General features: G+C 71.8%; 15 protein-coding genes. 4 read left to right on the plus strand and 11 right to left on the minus strand.

What is annotated here, in order from left to right; all coding sequences use genetic code 11:
• Positions 1-18: 18 nt before the first annotated feature.
• Positions 19-1,239: a DNA polymerase III subunit delta' gene (locus G6N60_RS24490; RefSeq protein WP_163742123.1), complete on the minus strand. Its 1,221-nt coding sequence runs from the start codon at positions 1,237-1,239 to the stop codon at positions 19-21.
• A 61-nt stretch (positions 1,240-1,300) separates the two neighbouring features.
• Between G6N60_RS24490 and G6N60_RS24495 the strand changes: the two genes are divergently transcribed.
• Positions 1,301-2,926: an adenylate/guanylate cyclase domain-containing protein gene (locus G6N60_RS24495; RefSeq protein WP_163742125.1), complete on the plus strand. Its 1,626-nt coding sequence runs from the start codon at positions 1,301-1,303 to the stop codon at positions 2,924-2,926.
• A gap of 10 nt (positions 2,927-2,936) precedes the next feature.
• On the opposite strand, the gene topA is transcribed toward G6N60_RS24495, so the two are convergent.
• Both topA and G6N60_RS24505 read right to left on the minus strand, forming a co-directional pair.
• A complete protein-coding gene (topA, locus tag G6N60_RS24500) occupies positions 2,937-5,762 on the minus strand; it encodes a type I DNA topoisomerase (RefSeq protein ID WP_163742127.1) in 2,826 nt (941 codons plus the stop codon).
• A gap of 131 nt (positions 5,763-5,893) precedes the next feature.
• Positions 5,894-6,487, minus strand: coding sequence for a hypothetical protein (locus G6N60_RS24505; RefSeq protein ID WP_163742130.1), 594 nt, complete (start codon positions 6,485-6,487; stop codon positions 5,894-5,896).
• A 210-nt stretch (positions 6,488-6,697) separates the two neighbouring features.
• Between G6N60_RS24505 and G6N60_RS24510 the strand changes: the two genes are divergently transcribed.
• A complete protein-coding gene (locus G6N60_RS24510; protein WP_163742133.1) occupies positions 6,698-9,046 on the plus strand; it encodes a DNA 3'-5' helicase SftH in 2,349 nt (782 codons plus the stop codon).
• A 206-nt stretch (positions 9,047-9,252) separates the two neighbouring features.
• Positions 9,253-10,311: a PAS domain-containing protein gene (locus G6N60_RS24515; RefSeq protein ID WP_163742136.1), complete on the plus strand. Its 1,059-nt coding sequence runs from the start codon at positions 9,253-9,255 to the stop codon at positions 10,309-10,311.
• Between the two features lie 19 nt (positions 10,312-10,330).
• On the opposite strand, the gene G6N60_RS24520 is transcribed toward G6N60_RS24515, so the two are convergent.
• The 7 genes from G6N60_RS24520 to ssd all read right to left on the minus strand — a co-directional run bounded on the left by G6N60_RS24520 (position 10,331) and on the right by ssd (position 14,839).
• Positions 10,331-10,759, minus strand: a complete 429-nt coding sequence (locus G6N60_RS24520; RefSeq protein ID WP_281355774.1) for an Rv3654c family TadE-like protein — start codon at positions 10,757-10,759, stop codon at positions 10,331-10,333.
• Positions 10,662-10,922: a TadE family type IV pilus minor pilin gene (locus G6N60_RS24525; RefSeq protein WP_308206276.1), complete on the minus strand. Its 261-nt coding sequence runs from the start codon at positions 10,920-10,922 to the stop codon at positions 10,662-10,664. Before G6N60_RS24525 ends, G6N60_RS24520 begins: the two co-directional genes overlap by 98 nt.
• Before the next feature lie 65 nt (positions 10,923-10,987).
• Entirely contained in the window at positions 10,988-11,167 is a 180-nt protein-coding gene (locus G6N60_RS24530) for a DUF4244 domain-containing protein (RefSeq protein ID WP_163744495.1), read from the minus strand.
• A gap of 90 nt (positions 11,168-11,257) precedes the next feature.
• Positions 11,258-11,818, minus strand: coding sequence for a type II secretion system F family protein (locus G6N60_RS24535; protein WP_163742139.1), 561 nt, complete (start codon positions 11,816-11,818; stop codon positions 11,258-11,260).
• On the minus strand, positions 11,815-12,597 hold the full coding sequence (locus G6N60_RS24540; RefSeq protein WP_163742142.1) for a type II secretion system F family protein: 783 nt from the start codon (positions 12,595-12,597) through the stop codon (positions 11,815-11,817). The genes G6N60_RS24535 and G6N60_RS24540 overlap by 4 nt, the downstream gene beginning before the upstream one ends.
• Positions 12,594-13,760 (minus strand): TadA family conjugal transfer-associated ATPase, encoded by a 1,167-nt coding sequence (locus G6N60_RS24545; RefSeq protein WP_163742146.1) that lies wholly within the window; start codon positions 13,758-13,760, stop codon positions 12,594-12,596. The genes G6N60_RS24540 and G6N60_RS24545 overlap by 4 nt, the downstream gene beginning before the upstream one ends.
• Entirely contained in the window at positions 13,757-14,839 is a 1,083-nt protein-coding gene (gene ssd, locus G6N60_RS24550) for a septum site-determining protein Ssd (RefSeq protein WP_163742149.1), read from the minus strand. Before ssd ends, G6N60_RS24545 begins: the two co-directional genes overlap by 4 nt.
• A 404-nt stretch (positions 14,840-15,243) precedes the next feature.
• Here ssd and G6N60_RS24555 point away from each other — a divergent pair, with 404 nt between their 5' ends.
• Positions 15,244-16,113 (plus strand): HAD-IB family hydrolase, encoded by an 870-nt coding sequence (locus G6N60_RS24555; RefSeq protein ID WP_163742152.1) that lies wholly within the window; start codon positions 15,244-15,246, stop codon positions 16,111-16,113.
• A 408-nt stretch (positions 16,114-16,521) separates the two neighbouring features.
• Here the strand turns inward: G6N60_RS24555 and G6N60_RS24560 are convergent, their stop codons facing one another.
• A complete protein-coding gene (locus G6N60_RS24560; protein ID WP_163742155.1) occupies positions 16,522-17,265 on the minus strand; it encodes an oxidoreductase in 744 nt (247 codons plus the stop codon).
• Positions 17,266-17,285 lie beyond the last annotated feature (20 nt).

A 17,285-nucleotide genomic window follows, 5' to 3' on the forward strand; every position in this document is an offset into this window, starting at 1 on the left:
CCCAATTCGCCGGTCGGATCAGCCGCGCAGCGCCTGTCCGACCGTCGCCACCAGGGCGTCGACGGCGAACTTCGGCTTGACGTTCACCGCCAGCGCCTCCCGACACTCGAGCACGGCCTCGATGCAGCGCAGCAGCCGGTCGGGTGGCACGTGCCCCGCCATCCCGGCCACCTTGTCCGCCATGTCCGGGTGGTTGGGCTGCACGGCCCCGGCCCCCGACGACACCAGCAACGCGTCCCGGAAGTAGGTGGCCAGGTCGATCAGCGCACGGTCGAGGGCGTCGCGCGACGCCCGGGTCTGCCGCGACTTCTGCCGCTTCTCGAGGTCCTTCAGCGCTCCGGTGGCGCCCCGCAGCGCACCGGCGGCGCCCTTGCCGGTGCCACCCGCGCCCAGTGCCGTGCGCAGTTCCTCGGTCTCGGCCTCGTTGCGGTCACCGGTGAGGGCCTTCGCCTCGTCCTCGGCGGTGGCCACCAGTTCCTCGGCGGCCGCGTAGGCCCGCGTCGGCGTGGCCGCGTCGCGGGCCAGGCCGAGCGCGCGTTCCCGGCGGCTGCGGGCCTGCTCGTCGGTGGCGAGCCGCCGCGCCCTGCCGACGTGGCCGCCGCTGACCGACGCCGCCCATCGCGCGTCGGCCTCGGCCATGCCGTCGGTCTCGATCAGCACCTTGGCGATCGCCGCGAGCGGCGGGGTCACCAGGGCGACGTGGCGGCAGCGCGAGCGCAGCGTGATCGCGATGTCCTCGGGGTCCACCGATGGCGCGCACAGCAGGAACACCGTCGACGCCGGCGGCTCCTCGACCACCTTCAGCAGCGCGTTCGCCGCGCCCTCGGTGAGCCGGTCGGCGTCCTCGACCACCACGACCTGCCACCGTCCGGTCCCCGGCCGCCGGGAGGCGATCTGCACGATGTCGCGCATCTCCCGGACGCCGATCGACAGACCCTCGGGAATGATCCGCCGGACGTCGGCGTGCGTGCCGGCCATCGTCGTCGTGCAGGCCCGGCATTCACCGCACCCCGGCGGCCCGTCGGAGGTGCACTGCAGCGCGGCGGCGAAGCACACCGCCGCGATCGAGCGGCCCGACCCCGGCGGCCCGGTGATCAGCCAGGCATGGGTCATGCGGCCCCCGGCCGCCCCGGTGGCCAGGGTGTTGTGAGCCGAATCACCGCGAGCCGCCCACGCCGCCCCGACCAGTTCGGCCTCGACGGCGTCCTGACCCACCAGACGCGAGAAAACACTGCTCATCGATCGCCGACTCTAGTGCTCCGCGGCGACACGTCCCCGGGCATGCTCGAACGACAGCGCCATGTCCGTCCGCCCGGACCGATACGGTTATGAGGTGACCGGGCAGGCAGCAGCACCGATCGGGCGAATCACCGCATTCGTCCGGTGGGCGGCGCGCACCCCCTGGCCGGTCTTCACCCTCGGCATGCTGCAGGCCGACATCATCGGCGCCCTGTTCGTGCTGGGCTTCCTCCGGTTCGGGCTGCCGTCCGAGGACCGGGTCCAACTGCAGGACCTGCCCGCCTTCAACCTGGCCATCTTCCTGGGCTACCTGTTCGTCGCGTTCACCGTCGGCGCGTACCTGACGCTGCGCCTGCTGCTGCCGGTGATCCGCTGGCAGCGCCGCGACAGCCTCCTCGGGGGCAGCGATCCGAGCGTGACCGCGGTGGCCCGCGTCCGGGCCCTCCGCATGCCCTACTACCGGACCATGATCAGCGTCTCGAACTGGTGCCTCGGTTCGATCGTCTTCATCGTCGCCAGCTGGCCGGTCGCCAGCCGCTCGGCGCCCGTCGTGGCGGTCGCCACCGCACTCGGCGCCACCGCGACGGCCATCATCGGCTACCTGCAGTCCGAGCGGGTGCTGCGTCCCGTCGCGGTGGCGGCCCTGCGCGGCGGCATCCCCGAGAGCTTCAAGGCCCCCGGCGTGATCCAGCGTCAGGTGCTCACCTGGGTGCTGTCGACGGGCGTGCCCATCCTGGCCATCGTGCTGGCGCTGGTGGCCAGCAAGTTCGAGATCCTCACCGCGCCCGCGGCACGGCTCAACACGCCCATCCTGCTGCTGGCGATCGCCGCACTCGTCATCGGCCTGTCGGGCACGGTGCTCGTCGCGATGTCGATCGCCGACCCGCTGCGCCAATTGCGCTGGGCGCTGGGCGAAGTGCAGCGCGGCAACTACAACGCCCACATGCAGATCTACGACGCCAGCGAATTGGGGCTGCTGCAAGCCGGATTCAACGACATGGTCCGCGATCTCGCGGAGCGGCAACGGCTTCGCGACCTGTTCGGCCGCTACGTCGGCGAGGACGTCGCCCGCCGAGCGCTGGAGCGCGGCACCGAGCTGGGTGGCCAGGAACGCGACGTCGCGGTGCTGTTCGTCGACCTGGTCGGTTCGACGCAGCTGGCGTCCACGCGGCCGGCGTCGGAGGTCGTGAGCCTGCTCAACGAGTTCTTCCGCGTCATCGTCGACACCGTCAACCGGCACGGCGGGTTCGTCAACAAGTTCCAGGGTGACGCCGCCCTGGCCATCTTCGGCGCGCCCATCGAGCATCCCGACGCCTCCGGTGGCGCACTGGCCGCCTCGCGCGAGCTGCACGACGAACTGCTGGAAGTGTTGGGGCAGACCGAGTTCGGCATCGGCGTCTCGGCGGGCCGGGCCATCGCCGGGCACATCGGCGCCCAGGCCCGGTTCGAGTACACCGTGATCGGCGACCCGGTCAACGAGGCCGCCCGTCTCACCGAGCTGGCCAAGCTCGAAGTCGGCCACGTACTGGCCTCGGCGATCGCGGTCAGCGGTGCACTGGACGCCGAGGCGCTCTGCTGGGACGTCGGCGAGATCGTCGAACTGCGGGGCCGGTCGTTTCCGACCCAGTTGGCTCGACCGCTGAATCTGGCTGCGCCGCGGCAGTTTCCGAGCCAGGTGCAGGGCTGACCCGGCCGCGCTAGGCCTTCTTCGCCGCCGCCTTCTTGACGGCCTTCTTCGCCGGTGCCTTCTTCGCGGCGACCTTCTTGGTCGCCGCCTTCTTCGCCGGCGCCTTCTTCTTGACCGGGCCGCGGGCGCGGCGGTCGGCCAGCAGCTCGGAGGCTCGCGAATCGGTGATCGACATGACGTCGTCGCCCTTGCGCAGGCTGGCGTTGGTCTCGCCGTCGGTGACGTACGGACCGAAGCGGCCGTCCTTGATCACCATCGGCTTCTCCGAGACGGGGTCGTTGCCGAGCTCGCGCAACGGTGGCGTCGCCGCGCCCTGCCTGCCGCGCCGCTTGGGCTCGGAGTAGATCTTCAGCGCCTCGTCCAGCGTGATGGTGAACATCTGCTCTTCGTTGGCCAGTGACCGAGAGTCGGTGCCGCGCTTGAGATATGGGCCGTAGCGGCCATTCTGCGCGGTGATCTCCTCGCCGTTGGCGGGATCGACGCCGACGACGCGCGGGAGCGACAGCAGCCGCAGCGCATCCTCGAGCGTGACGGTCTCCAGATCCATCGACTGCAGCAGCGAGCCCGTGCGCGGCTTGGGTCCGGTCGGCGGCTTCTTGCCCCGCTTCGCGGGCGCACCGTCCTCGGGGTCCTCCGGCGGGGCGGGCAGCACCTCGGTGACGTACGGCCCGTATCGCCCGTCCTTGGCCAGGATCTCGTGGCCGGTCTCGGGGTCGACGCCGAGCGAGCGGCCCTCCTGCGGGGTGGAGAACAACTTCTCGGCGAGTTCGAGGGTGAGCTCGTCGGGCGTCAGCTCGTCCTTGAGGTTGGCGCGCTGCGGGGTGAGCTCACCGTCCTCGCCGACGATCATCCGCTCCAGGTAGGGGCCGTTGCGGCCGACCCGGACGTTGATCGCACGCCCCTGGTCGTCGTCGAACAGCTTGATGGAGTTGATCTCTCGGGCGTCGATCTCCTCGAGGTTGCCGCCGACGAGCTTCTTCAGCCCGCCGGACCTGGCGATCGACCCGTCGACCCCGTGCTCGCCGCCGAAGTAGAAGTTGTTGAGCCAGTTGGTCCTTCGCTCGTTGCCCGAGGCGATCTCGTCGAGCTCGTCCTCCATGGCGGCGGTGAAGTCGTAGTCGACGAGCCTGCCGAAGTGCTGTTCGAGCAGACCGGTCACCGCGAACGCCACCCACGACGGGACCAGCGCGCTGCCCTTCTTGTGGACGTAGCCGCGGTCCTGGATGGTCTTGATGATCGAGGAGTAGGTCGACGGCCTGCCGATGCCGAGCTCTTCGAGCGACTTGATCAATGACGCCTCGGTGAAGCGCGCGGGCGGGCTGGTGGTGTGCCCGTCGGCGGTCAGGTCGGTGGCGTCGACGCGCTGGCCCTGGGTCAGATTGGGCAGGCGGCTCTCGGCGTCGTCGGCCTCGCCGCCGGCCTGGTCGTCGAGGCTCTCGACGTAGGCCTTCAGGAAGCCGGCGAACGTGATGGTGCGGCCGCTGGCGTTGAAGACGACTTGCTCGCCCGTGCGGGCGCTGCCCGCGATCCGCAGGCTCAGCGTGGTGCCGCGGGCGTCGGCCATCTGGGAGGCGACGGTCCGCTGCCAGATCAGCTCGTAGAGCCGGAACTCGTCGTTGTCGAGCCTGCTGTGCAGCTGACCGGGTGTCTGGAAGACGTCGCCCGAGGGCCTGATGGCCTCGTGCGCCTCCTGCGCGTTCTTCACCTTGCGGGTGTACTGGCGGGCCGTCGGGTGGACGTACTCGTCGCCGTAGAGCTGTCTGGCCTGGTTGCGCGCCGCGTTGATGGCCGTCTCCGACAGGTTCGTGGAGTCGGTGCGCATATAGGTGATGTAGCCGTTCTCGTACAGCCGCTGCGCGATGCTCATCGTGCGCTCCGAGCTGAACCGCAGCTTGCGACCGGCCTCCTGCTGCAGCGTCGAGGTCATGAACGGGGCGTACGGCCGGCGGGTGTAGGGCTTCTGCTCGACCGAGGCCACGCTGAGCTGGGCGCCCCGCAGCCCGCCCGCCAGCGCCGACGCCGAACTCTCGGTGAGCACCATGACCTCGTCGGGGCGGCGCACGACGCCGAGCGAGTCGAAGTCGCGACCGCTGGCCACCCGCTTGCCGTCGACGGTGTTGAGCTTGGCGGTGAACGTCGGAGGCGACGCCGACGGGTCGGACACGCTGGCGTCGAGGTCGGCCGTGACGTCCCAGTAGCCGGCGCTGCGGAAGGCCATCCGCTCGCGCTCGCGCTGGACGATGATCCTGGTGGCCACCGACTGCACGCGGCCCGCCGACAGCTTGGGGGCGACCTTCTTCCACAGCACGGGGCTGACCTCGTAGCCGTAGAGCCGGTCGAGGATGCGCCGGGTCTCCTGCGCGTCGACCAGGTCGATGTCGAGGTCGCGGGGGTCGTCGGCGGCGGCGCGGATGGCCGACTCGGTGATCTCGTGGAACACCATGCGCTTGACCGGGATCCGCGGCTTGAGCGTCTCGAGCAGGTGCCAGGCGATGGCCTCGCCCTCGCGGTCGCCGTCCGTCGCGAGGTACAGCTCGTCGACGTCCTTGAGCAGGCCCTTGAGTTCGGTGACCGTGCTCTTCTTCTCGGGGCTGATGATGTAGAGCGGCTCGAAGTCGGCGTCGACGTTGACCCCGAGCCGGGCCCACGGCTCCGACTTGTACTTCGCGGGGACGTCGGCCGCGGCGCGCGGCAGGTCGCGGATGTGGCCGCGCGAGGATTCGACGATGTAGCTGGAGCCGAGGTATCCAGCGATTTTGCGCGCCTTGGTGGGCGACTCGACTATGACGAGTCGCCTGATCGTGCCGTTGCCGCTGCCACCGTTCCGGTCAGCCAACTGTGTCTACGCTCCACTCCATACCTGGCCAGTGAGCGCGGGACCACTGAATCAGCGGCCCCACCGGCCCATGGCAAGTGACAATTTCGCACTCCGGGCGAGCGTACGCAAACTGGCCTAACCCGCGGACGTCATTGGGTACGCGGCCACAGCTGCAACGCCTCGACGTGGTCCGGAGGTTCCCCCACGTTCTCTACCAGCCGCGATAGCCTCCTGCGACCGCTGATCCGGAGCGCGGGGTGCATCCCGCGGGTGCCGATCAGGGTGGGTGCGATTCCCACCCTCATCAATGCGGACGCGAGTGCGGAATGCGTATCGGGGGCGTGCGGGTCCAGGCCCAGCAGGTACCGGTCGGCCTCAGGCACGCCCGCGGCCAGCGTCCAGGCCCGCAATTCGCGGGGTCCGGGCAGCCACTGCGGCGGCACGGTCTTGACCGCGCCGCGCGTCCAGTTCGCCGCGATCGGCGACAGCCGCCGATCGGGCGCCGTGCGCACCAGCGGACTGTGCTCGTCGGTCTGCCCGATCTCGGGTTCCAGGCCGGCCTCGGCGATCATCTCGGCGAGCGCCTCGGCCCGCCACAGTCCGTCGACCACGACCGACAGGCGGGCGGCGCGCTCGTCGCCGTGGCCCACCAGCACCACCTGTCCCGGCGCGGCGAGGATCCCGGTGAGGTCGGCGACCGCGGGCGGCACCGCCTCGGCAGAGAAGAAGGACAGCTGACTCATGATCCTTGGCTCCTCGCGCACGCGCTCGTCAAGAGCGCCGGGGTCCTCACCCGGGCGCTCGTCACGTTCCGACACTAGGCCAGCGACGCCGCCCCACCGCGCACCGTGCCGCGTGCGCGTCCGACCCGTCCCGATGGCCGCCGTCGTACCGACCGGGCATGGTGATCGTGGACGTGCGGAGAATCGAATGGGTGACGGGAGGGGGACGACGTGAGCAACGCGCTCGCCGGCGGGCCCGCGGACTTCGGTCGCGAGCTGCTCGCCAGCGCCGTCGACGGCACCGACCCCGACGAGCACCCGCTGCGGCACGTGTCGGACCTGGCCGCCCGGCGCGCGCGCACCCAGGCATGGCCGCAGTGGGCCGATCCCGACGTCGTGCGCGCCTTCACCGACCGCGGCATCGGCGTGCCGTGGACGCACCAGGTGCAGGCCGCGGACCTGGCCTACTCGGGCCGCCACGTGGTGCTCAGCACCGGCACCGCGTCGGGCAAGTCCCTCGGGTACCAACTCCCGATCCTCACCACGCTCGCCGCGGACCCCAGGGCTCGGGCGCTGTACCTCGCGCCGACCAAGGCGCTCGGGCACGATCAGCTGCGCGCTGCCCAGTCGTTGACGGACGCGGTCGCATCGCTGTCCGACGTCGCGCCCTGCTCGTATGACGGCGACAGTTCGACCGACGCGCGCCGGTTCGCCAGGGAGCGCTCACGCTGGATCTTCTCCAACCCCGACATGATCCATCTGTCGTTGCTGCGCAACCATGCCCGCTGGGCGGTGTTCCTGCGCAACCTGAAGTTCGTGGTCGTCGACGAATGCCACTACTACCGCGGCATCTTCGGGTCGAACGTCGCCATGGTGTTGCGCAGGCTGGTCCGGCTGTGCGCCCGGTACGCCCCCGGCGGCGTCGGCCCCACCGTGATCTTCGCCAGTGCGACGACGTCGTCGCCCGCGGCCACCGCATCGGAACTGCTGGGGCACACCGTGACCGAGGTGACCGACGACGGCTCCCCGCAGGGCGGCCGGACGGTGGCCCTCTGGGAACCCGCGCTGCGCCAGGACGTCACGGGCGAAAACGGGGCGCCGGTGCGCCGGTCCGCGGGCTCGGAGGCGGCACGGGTCATGGCCGACCTGATGGCCGAGGGCGCCCGCACCCTGACCTTCGTCCGCTCGCGACGGGGAGCCGAGCTGACCGCACTCGGCGCACGGGCCAGGCTCGAGGACGTCGCACCCGACCTCGTCGAGCTGGTGGCGTCCTACCGGGCGGGCTACCTCGCCGAGGATCGCAGGGCACTGGAGCGGGCCCTGCTGGACGGCGAACTGCGCGGCCTGGCCACCACCAACGCGCTGGAACTCGGCGTCGACATCGCCGGTCTGGACGCCGTCGTCCTGGCCGGCTTCCCCGGCACCGTGACGTCGTTCTGGCAGCAGGCCGGTCGCGCGGGCCGACGCGGGCAGAGCGCACTGATCATCCTGATCGCCAGGGACGATCCGCTCGACACCTTCCTGGTTCACCATCCAGCGGCCCTGCTCGAGCGTCCCATCGAGCGCGTCGTGATCGACCCGTCCAATCCGTACGTGCTCGGGCCCCAATTACTCTGCGCCGCAACCGAGCTGCCGCTCACCGAGGCCGAGGTGCGGACGTGGGACGCCGAGGCGGTGGCCGACGAACTCGTCGACGACGGTCTGCTGCGGCGGCGACCGTCGGGTTACTTTCCCGCGCCGGGGCTCGATCCCCATGCCGCCGTGGACATTCGGGGCTCCACGGGTGGCCAGATCGCGATCCTGGAGACCGGCACCGGCCGGATGCTCGGCAGCACGGGTGCGGGCCAGGCCCCCTCGTCGGTGCATCCCGGCGCGGTGTACCTGCACCAGGGCGAGAGCTACGTGGTCGACGCGCTGGACTTCGAGGACGGCGTCGCCTTCGTGCACGCCGAGGATCCCGGATACTCCACCTCGGCGCGCGAACTGACCGACATCACGGTGACCGGCCCCGGCGAGCGCCGCACGATCGGACCCGTCACGGTGGGCTTCGTGCCGGTCTGCGTCAGCCACACCGTGGTCGGCTTCCTGCGCAGGCGACTCGACGGCGAGGTCATCGACTTCGTCGACCTCGACATGCCCACCCACAGCCTGCAGACCATGGCGGTGATGTGCGCGATCGAGCCGGAGGCGTTGCAGGACAAGGGCATCGGCGACACCAGCGTGCCCGGATCGCTGCATGCCGCCGAGCACGCCGCGATCGGACTGCTGCCCCTGGTGGCCAGCTGCGACCGCGGCGACATCGGCGGGGTGTCCACCGCCGTGGGACCCGAGACGGGTACGCCCACGATCTTCGTCTACGACGGCCACCCCGGGGGTGCGGGTTTCGCCGAGCGCGGTCACGAGCAGATCATCACGTGGTGGGACGCCACGGCCGCGGCGATCGAGGCGTGCGAGTGCCCGGCGGGCTGCCCGTCGTGCGTGCAGTCACCCAAGTGCGGAAACGGCAACGATCCACTCGACAAGGCGGGTGCCATCACCGTGCTGCGACTGGTCGTCGACGAGTTGTCCGCCCACGCCTGAGCCCCTCCAGTGAATCCACCACACACGTGGAGACGATTCCGAGGATCGGCGGTCGCGGTCCCCGGCGGCGCGGCACGAATCGTGCGTTGTCCTGCGGCGACGCCGGCCGTTTGCGGGTCGGCCCGCCGCGGCGGCGGCCCGCCGGGACGCCGTCGCGATCGACCGCATCGGCTAATTCGGCGGCTTCCCGACGGTAGAATGCCGGGATGACCCACGACTGGCTCCTCGTGGAGACACTCGGCGCCGAACCGGCCGTGGTCGCGCAAGGTCAGCACACCGAGGACCTCGTTCCCGTGAGCGCCTTCCTTCGCCGCAACCCCAACCTGATGGCCATTCAGACGGCGATCAACGAGACCGTGCAGGCGGGCAAGCCGCTCAGCAGCCTCACCCCCAAGAGCGACCGGGTCATCCGCACCGAGGTGGTGCAGATGACCGACGGCCGCATCCACGGCGTGCACGTATGGATCGGCACGCTCGACGAGGATCCGCCCGACCGGGTGCTGCCCGGACCTCTCAAGTGGGACCTGACGAATCGCGTCGCCACCGACACCCCCGAGTCGCTGATGAACGGCGGCCTGGACCCCTCGGCCGAGGCCACCCAGGGTCGCGCCTTCGCCGAGGACCTGCCGGCGCGGCCGCTGAGCGCGCGGGAGGCCGAGGTGCTGTCGGCCGCCATCAAACCCGTTGCCGGACGGGCCTTTTGCACCACCTGGGACGTTGCCGACTTCAAGGGCAGGCCGATCACCGTCGGGTTCGTCGCCCGTGTGCTCGAGGAACCCGACGACAGCGGCCGCACCGGGTTGATATGCCGGGCGATGAACTGGCGCGGAGTGCGCGCCGACACCGCAGCGCCGCGCGACCGCGGCCAGTCGCTGCTCGACGACCATCCCCGCCCCGGCGTGCACCGGGCGCTGGTCGACCTGCAGACGTGGAAGCTCATCAGGTGGCTCGACGAGCCGTGCCCGTTCTTCGACTGGCGCGACCAACGCGACGGGCAGCCCATCGTGCACCCCGACGACGGGCCCGAGATGGCCGCGATGACGATCGACTTCGACACCGGCGAGGCATCCCGGGTGCTGCGGTTGCGGACTGAGGACGGCGACTGGACGCCAATCCACGTGACGCTGCACCGCGTCGACGTCGGCGAGGACGCGCCGGCCGGGTTGCTGTCGCTGCGGCTGCCCCGCCCCGACGAGGACGAGCCCCGCCCGCGCAAGGTCACCCGGCGCGCCAGGGCCCGCGCGGAGCGCGCCGCCCGCCACTAGTCACGCCGGCCGCCGCTCGTCACGCTGGTCCCGCACGGGCACTCGCGCTGGCCAGCCCGACGCCCCACCTGCCGAGCCGGACGCCAACCTGCACCGTCACCACGACGTCGAGCCCGTCGACCACACAGCCCGCCACCGTGGCCCGCGACGCCGACGCCACCGCCGCAGCCCAGTCGCACGCCGACCCCGGGCCCGACGCCAGCCGGTTCGCCGCGGCCAGGGCACCGAGATCGGCCACCGCCTGCGCCCGGTGTCGGCCGATCACGGCCGAGCCCACCACCGCGGCCCCGCCGGTCACCACCAGCAGCACGCTCATCATCGCGGCCGCGAGCACGCTGGCCGAACCGCGGTCAGACCCCGGGTTCGACCATCGCCACCGACTCCGCGGCGACGGTGACCGGCAGGAACCGCGCCGCCTGAGAGCTGACCCGCGCGATGACGAATTCACCGTCGCGGTGCAGCGCCAGTCGCGCGCCGGCGGGACCCGTGCGACGGACCGCCTCCGCGGCGGCGCCCTCGTCTCCGCGAGCCGCCAATCGTGCTGCCTCGCGGGCGGAGTCGACACATCGCACCTGCATCGCGACCGCACCGAGGCCGCCCAGGCACAGCACCAGGACGACGACCAGCGCCGCGATGGCGAACGCCGCCTCGACCGTGACGCCACCCTCCTCTCCGCTCAGACCTTGGTGTCGAGTGCCCGGGTGATGATGTTGGTCAGCGCGGTCACGATCGAGTCGCCCGTCACCACCGTGTACAGGATCGCCCCGAACGCCGCGGCGGCAATCGTCCCGATCGCGTACTCCACGGTCGACATGCCCGACTCGTCGACCGCGAGCACCGTCGCCCGCTCCCGCATCCACCCAAAGACTCTGTCCCACAGCGTGATCTGCATCGTCGAACTCCTCACCTTCACCATCCGCGGACTCTCCGCGGAACGCGCCCTTGCTCACCAGACGCCGGATCTCACGACGTCCCCCGCCAACCCGACCACCACCGGGACGACCCCGAGACACACGAACGCCGGCAGATGACAGACGCCGAGTGGGCCTGCGATCAACACCGACGCCCGCTCGGCGGACGCCCGCGCCGCGTCCGCAGCATCCAACCGCGACTGATCGGCCAACTCCGAGACTGCCTGCGCCAGAGCAACTCCCGACGTCGCCGAGCGCCTCGCCAGCCGGCATAGTGCGTCGACGTGCTCGTCGCCGGTGCCCGCGGCGGTCGACCAGGCGCTGGCCGGATCGCCGCCGAGGGCCAGCAGGTCGGCCGCCCGTTCCAACACGTCGGCCAGGGGACGCGGCGAGTGCGGGGCGCTCGCCCTGGCGGCAGCCGCCACCGCCATGCCGGAGGACAGACACGCAGCGAACACGCCCAGACTCGACGCCACGGCCAGGGGGTCCTCGGCCGGGGGCGCCGGCGCGTCGGTCCGAACGACCCGCACTCCGGCGCGCGTCCGGCCACCGGTGAGCAGTACGGCGAGCGCGAGAAGCACTGCGGCCAGGCTCATCTCAGTATCCGACCGGTGATGCGGTCCGACCACCACAGTCCGGCACAGGCCAGCGTCACGCCGACCAGCAGCAGCCACCGGCCGACGGCGTCGCCCAGCAGGAAGCGCAGGGGTTGCGCACCGATGAGATGACCCAGCGCCACGCCGAGCACGGGCAGTCCTGCCAGGATCGCCGTGGTCGCCCGCGCGCCCGCCATGCCCGCGGTCACCTGCGAGGCGAACCGCTCGCGCTCGACGATGTCGCGTTCGGCGGCCCGGACCAGCGCGACGATCGCGAGGCCCTGCGTCTGTGCGAGCGACCAGCACGCCGCCAGCCGCTCCCAGTGCCCCGGCACCGCCGATCGGGTTGCGGCCGCGCGCAATCCCGCCACCACGTCCCCGCCGAGCCGGGCGCGGGCGGCGACCGCTCGTAGCGATTCCGCGGCCACGCCACCGGTCTCGTCGGCCGCGGTCTCGAAGGCGAGCACCGGGTGCACGCCGACCCGCAGTTCGCCCACCAGGACGCCGAGCGCACCCTGCAGCGCCACGGCCTCCGCGGTGCGCCTGGCCATCGTGCGGCCGTCGCGGCGGCGCAGCGCCACCGTCACCGCCACCACCCCGACGGCCAGCGTCACCGGCGGCGGGGCGAGCACGGCCAGCGCCGCCGCTCCCACCACGGCGCAGGCGCCCGCGCCGCGGAGGGATCTCGGCCTGCCCGGACGCCGCGTCGGGATCCGGTGACGCGGGACGCCGGGCGCCACCAGCACCGCCACCGCCAGGAGCAGCGCCGCCGCGGTCACGGGAGTCCGCCCGTCGACAGCATGGCATCCAATTGCTCGCGGCCACAGCCGAATCCGCGCTCGACGTGCCAGGCGGTCAGCGCCGACACCAGCCCGTCGGCACCCCGCCGCAACACCGCGATCTCCTCCAGCCGTCGGCGCCCGGCCCGGTTGCGCCCGACGTGCAGCACGACGCGGACCGCGGCGGCCAACTGGCTGTGCAGTGCCGCCCGCTGCAGGCCGCCGACGGCGGCGAGCGCCTCGAGCCGGGCGGGCACCTCGGCCGGGCTGTTCGCGTGCACGGTGCCCGCTCCCCCGTCGTGACCGGTGTTGAGGGCGGCGAGCAGATCGACGACCTCACCGCCGCGAACCTCACCGACCACGATCCGGTCCGGACGCATGCGCAGTGCCTGGCGCACCAGATCGCGCACCGTCACCTCGCCCACGCCCTCGACGTTGGGGTAGCGGGCGACGAGGTGAATTAGGTGCGGGTGCCGTGGTGCCAGTTCCGGTGCGTCCTCGACGCAGATGATCCGCTCGTCCGCGGCCACCGCCCCGAGCGCCGCGGACAGCAGCGTCGTCTTCCCCGCGCCGGTGCCACCCGAGACCAGGAACGCCTGGCGCGCCGCGATGACGCCGCCGACGAGGGTGGCGGCCGCAGGGGCGATGGCACCGGATGCGACCAGGGCGGCGAGATCCTGTGTGGCGGGCCGCAATACGCGCAGGGACAGGCACGTGCCCGCGGGCGCGAGCGGTGGCAGCACCGCGTGCAACCGCACGGTGCAGCCCCCTGATCCCAGCCCCGTCAGCTGACCGTCGACCCAGGGCTGGGCGTCGTCGAGCCTGCGTCCGGCCGCCAGTGCCAGCCGCTGGGCCAACCGTCGGACCGCGGCCTCGTCGGTGAATCGAATCGTGGTGCGCCGCAGTCCGTCCCCGTCGTCCACCCAGACCGAGTCCGGTGCCGAGACCAGGACGTCGGTGGCCCCGTCCGCGCACAGCAGCGGTTCGAGGATGCCCGCGCCCGTCAGCTCGGTCTGCAGCAGCCGCAGCGTGCTCAGGACGTCGGTATCGCCGAGCACGCCCGCGGATTCGGCGCGTATCGCCTCGGCCACCACGTTCGGCCGCAGTGGCGCGGCCTCGGCCGCCAGCCGTTCCCTGACCCGGTCGATCAGCGATGCGCTCACGAGACGTCCCGCTCATCGGTCTGACCGGGTTGGCGGTGCAGCACGCGGAGCACGCGGCGCGCTCCCGAGGTCAGTGCCGATCGGCGCCGGGGCCGCAGGCCGCCGCGCTCGAGTTCGGCTGCGAGCCCTGGCCGGTGACGGACGGCCGCCAGCAGGGGTAGGCCGCAGATGCGGGCGACGTCGGCCGCCCGCAGGCCGCCGGGGGCGGGACCCCGCACGACGAGACCCACGTTGGGATTGTTCTGCACCACCCAGCGCGCGACGGCCGTCGCGGCGGCGGCCGACCGCACGTCCGCAGGCGTCACCAGCACGACGAGGTCCGCCGCGTCGAGCACGACGCCGGCCGCGGCGGTGGCACGCCGCGGGAGGTCGCACACGACCGTGCCGCCGCCGCGGCATCCGCCGTCGAGCACGGCCGCGAGAGCCACCGGGTCGACGTCGCGGGTCTCACCGTTCGCCGACAGCACCGCCACGCCGTGCCGTGACGGCAGCGCCGCGCGCAGGGCGGCGTGACCGACGCGCCCGCCGCCCAGGGCCAGATCAGGCCAGCGCAGTCCGGCGTCGCGCTCGCTGCCCAGCGCGAGTTCGATTCCCCCGCCCCACGGGTCGACGTCCACCAGCAGCGGGTCGGGGGCGACGAGGGCGAGTGCGGTCGCGAACACCGTCGCGCCCGCGCCGCCGCAGCCGCCGAGGACGGCGAGCACCGCACCGCGGCGCACGTCGTCGGCGGCGTCGGCCGCGTCGGTCAGCTCCGAGACCAGCCGGCCCTCGTCCTCGGGTATCGACAGAACCCGTTGCGCGCCAACGGAAATAGCGGTCTGCCAATCCTCGGCGGTGGGCTCGGTGGGGCCGACGACCAGGACGCGGTCGCGGCGCGGGAGCCCGCGCTGCGCGCATCGTCGGGCGCCATCGACGTCGACGACGACGGCCGATGCGGACGTCCACACCTTCGTACTCGACGGTTCGGCGGCAGCGACCACCCGGACTCCGGCGGCGGCCGCCGCTCGATCGACGTGCCCGCGCAGATCGGCGTCGCCGACGAGCACGAGGACGCCGGAGCGCGGTGGGGACGTGTTCACGCCTCGACTCTGCGGGCCGGGTCCGACAGGACGCCATCCCCATTCGGGGATCTGTGGATGAACGAGCGGCTGTGGATGACCGAGTCTGCGCAAACCCTGGCGCACGTCAGTTCGCCGACCGGAAGGACGGGACTGAAATGGTCCGGAAAAAGGGACGACCCCCGCCAGGGGGGAGGAGGCGGAGGTCGTCGTGTATCAGCCCCGGGGGGTCGGGCTGATCCACACCCGGCCATAAGCCGAGTAATGCTCACTATACACACGAAGACGATGAGCAGCGCAAGGGCTCGCCCTGCTGTGCAACCGCCCTGAAATAACACGGTGACCTGGAAAGTTACAGCCGCCGTCAGGTGACCGTCGCTGCCACTTCGATGAGCGCGCCGACCCGCCCGACACCCTCCACGCCTATGCTGAGACCCGTGACTGCTTCCGGCGCCGCGTCGGCGGACGCGGCAGAGCCGCGCATCGCGCCGGCCACCGATCCGCTGATTCGGACCGCGGCGTTCTTCGACCTCGACAAGACGGTCATCGCGAAGTCGAGCACGCTGGCCTTTAGCAAACCCTTCTTCGATCAGGGGCTCATCAACCGGCAGGCCGTCCTCAAGTCGACCTACGCGCAGTTCCTGTTCCTGATGTCGGGCGCCGACCACGAACAGATGGACCGGATGCGGTCCTACATCACCACGATGTGCAAGGGCTGGAACGTCGAACAGGTCAAGTCGATCGTCGGCGAGACGCTGCACGACATCGTCGATCCACTGGTGTTCGCCGAGGCGGCGAACCTGATCGCCGACCACAAGCTGTGCGGTCGCGACGTCGTCGTGGTCTCCGCCTCCGGCGAGGAGATCGTGGCGCCCATCGCCAGGGCACTGGGCGCCACCCACGCGATGGCGACCCGCATGGTCGTGGAGGACGGCAAGTACACCGGCGAGGTGGCGTTCTACTGCTACGGCGAGGGCAAAGTCGAGGCCATCCGCGAGCTGGCCGCGCGCGAGGGCTATTCACTCGACCACTGCTACGCCTACTCCGACTCGATCACCGACCTGCCGATGCTCGAGGCGGTCGGTCACCCGACCGTCGTCAATCCGGATCGCGCGCTGCGCAAGGAGGCGGCGGGCCGGGAGTGGCCGGTGTTGACGTTCTCCCGGCCGGTGTCGCTGCGCGACCGGATCGGCGCGCCGTCCGGTGCCGCGGTCGCGACGTCGGTGGCCGTCGGCGTCAGCGCGCTCGCGGCGGGCGCCGTGACGTACTCGCTGCTGCGCCGGTTCTTCTTCTAATCACCCGGCGCGCGTTGCTGACGCGTCGAATAACGATCTGACGACTCGACCGAATTGACCCTTGATGTGACAGCGGTCACGGAGTACAAAGGAGTCACGGAAGTCGGGTGAGGCCAAGGCCGAATCGGAAGAGAAGGTTCGTCCTCCCAAGCCAGACGTCCCAGCACGGAACCTGCGAACCCACGCGGAGCCCACGCCGCGATAATGGCAGAAGTGTTGCGGGCCTGCGTAATAGCGAAGAGCGAACGCCAAGCCGGGATCCCTTGGGTGGGATCGGCAGCCGTAGCGCATCGCGACGACGCCGAGGCCACCCACGCAACCTACTGAGCACGCTTGGTATCCAGAGTTCCGTGCTAGCGGGCGGCGAGCCGAGTCATTCGGAGCGCCGCCCGCTTCATTTGCTGGATGTCACTTGCCCGCCGCCTCGGCAATGGCCAACGCTTCTCTTGCGCCCGCACGCAAAGCCTTGCTGCAGGCAATCAACCACGCCGCCAGCCCCTCGCGCGTCCCGGACGCGAATCCACGGGCGGCCGCACGGTAGTCGCCAGGCTTCTGCATCCAGGACTTCTCCGGCACGCCGAGCCCGTGCGTGTCCAAACCGCTGGCGATCGTGACCAACCGGGCGACCCCGCGCGCCACCACCCCGTCGGCGACGCCGAAGGGCTCCAGGGTGAGCAGTTCGCCGTGTACGACCGCGGCGACGATCGGCGCGGGCGCGCGCGTGCCGGTGACGACGTCGGCCAACATCTCCAGCCGCCGCCCGACCCCGGGATCCGCGCGCGGCCTGCCGAGCCGGTCGTCGTCGGTGAGGTCGGCCGCGGCCAGGGCGTGCAGCCGGGCGATCGCCTGCAGCGGCGCGCGCTGCCAGACGCCGACCAGCGTGGTCGCGCCCCCCTCCAGGGCCTCGGCAACGCGGAGTGCGCCGGACAGCACGGCGTCGGGTTCGCCGTCCGGACCGAGCACGAGGGACCCGCCGTCGAGCACCGAGGACGCGCGGGCGGCCCGCATCGCCGCCTCCGCTGCCGTGGCCGGCCAGCCCCGACGGTTCGCCTTGTGCCGGTGGGCCAGGGCCAGCGACTCCCGGGCCTCTTCGCCCGCAGCTGCCACGCCGGGCAGTTCCACCAGGGGTGCGAGAGGATCCGGAGCGGTCACGAGGACACGCTAGTGCGCGC

Origin of the sequence: Mycolicibacterium madagascariense (assembly GCF_010729665.1) — a bacterium.
In the GTDB taxonomy this organism is placed as follows: domain Bacteria; phylum Actinomycetota; class Actinomycetes; order Mycobacteriales; family Mycobacteriaceae; genus Mycobacterium; species Mycobacterium madagascariense.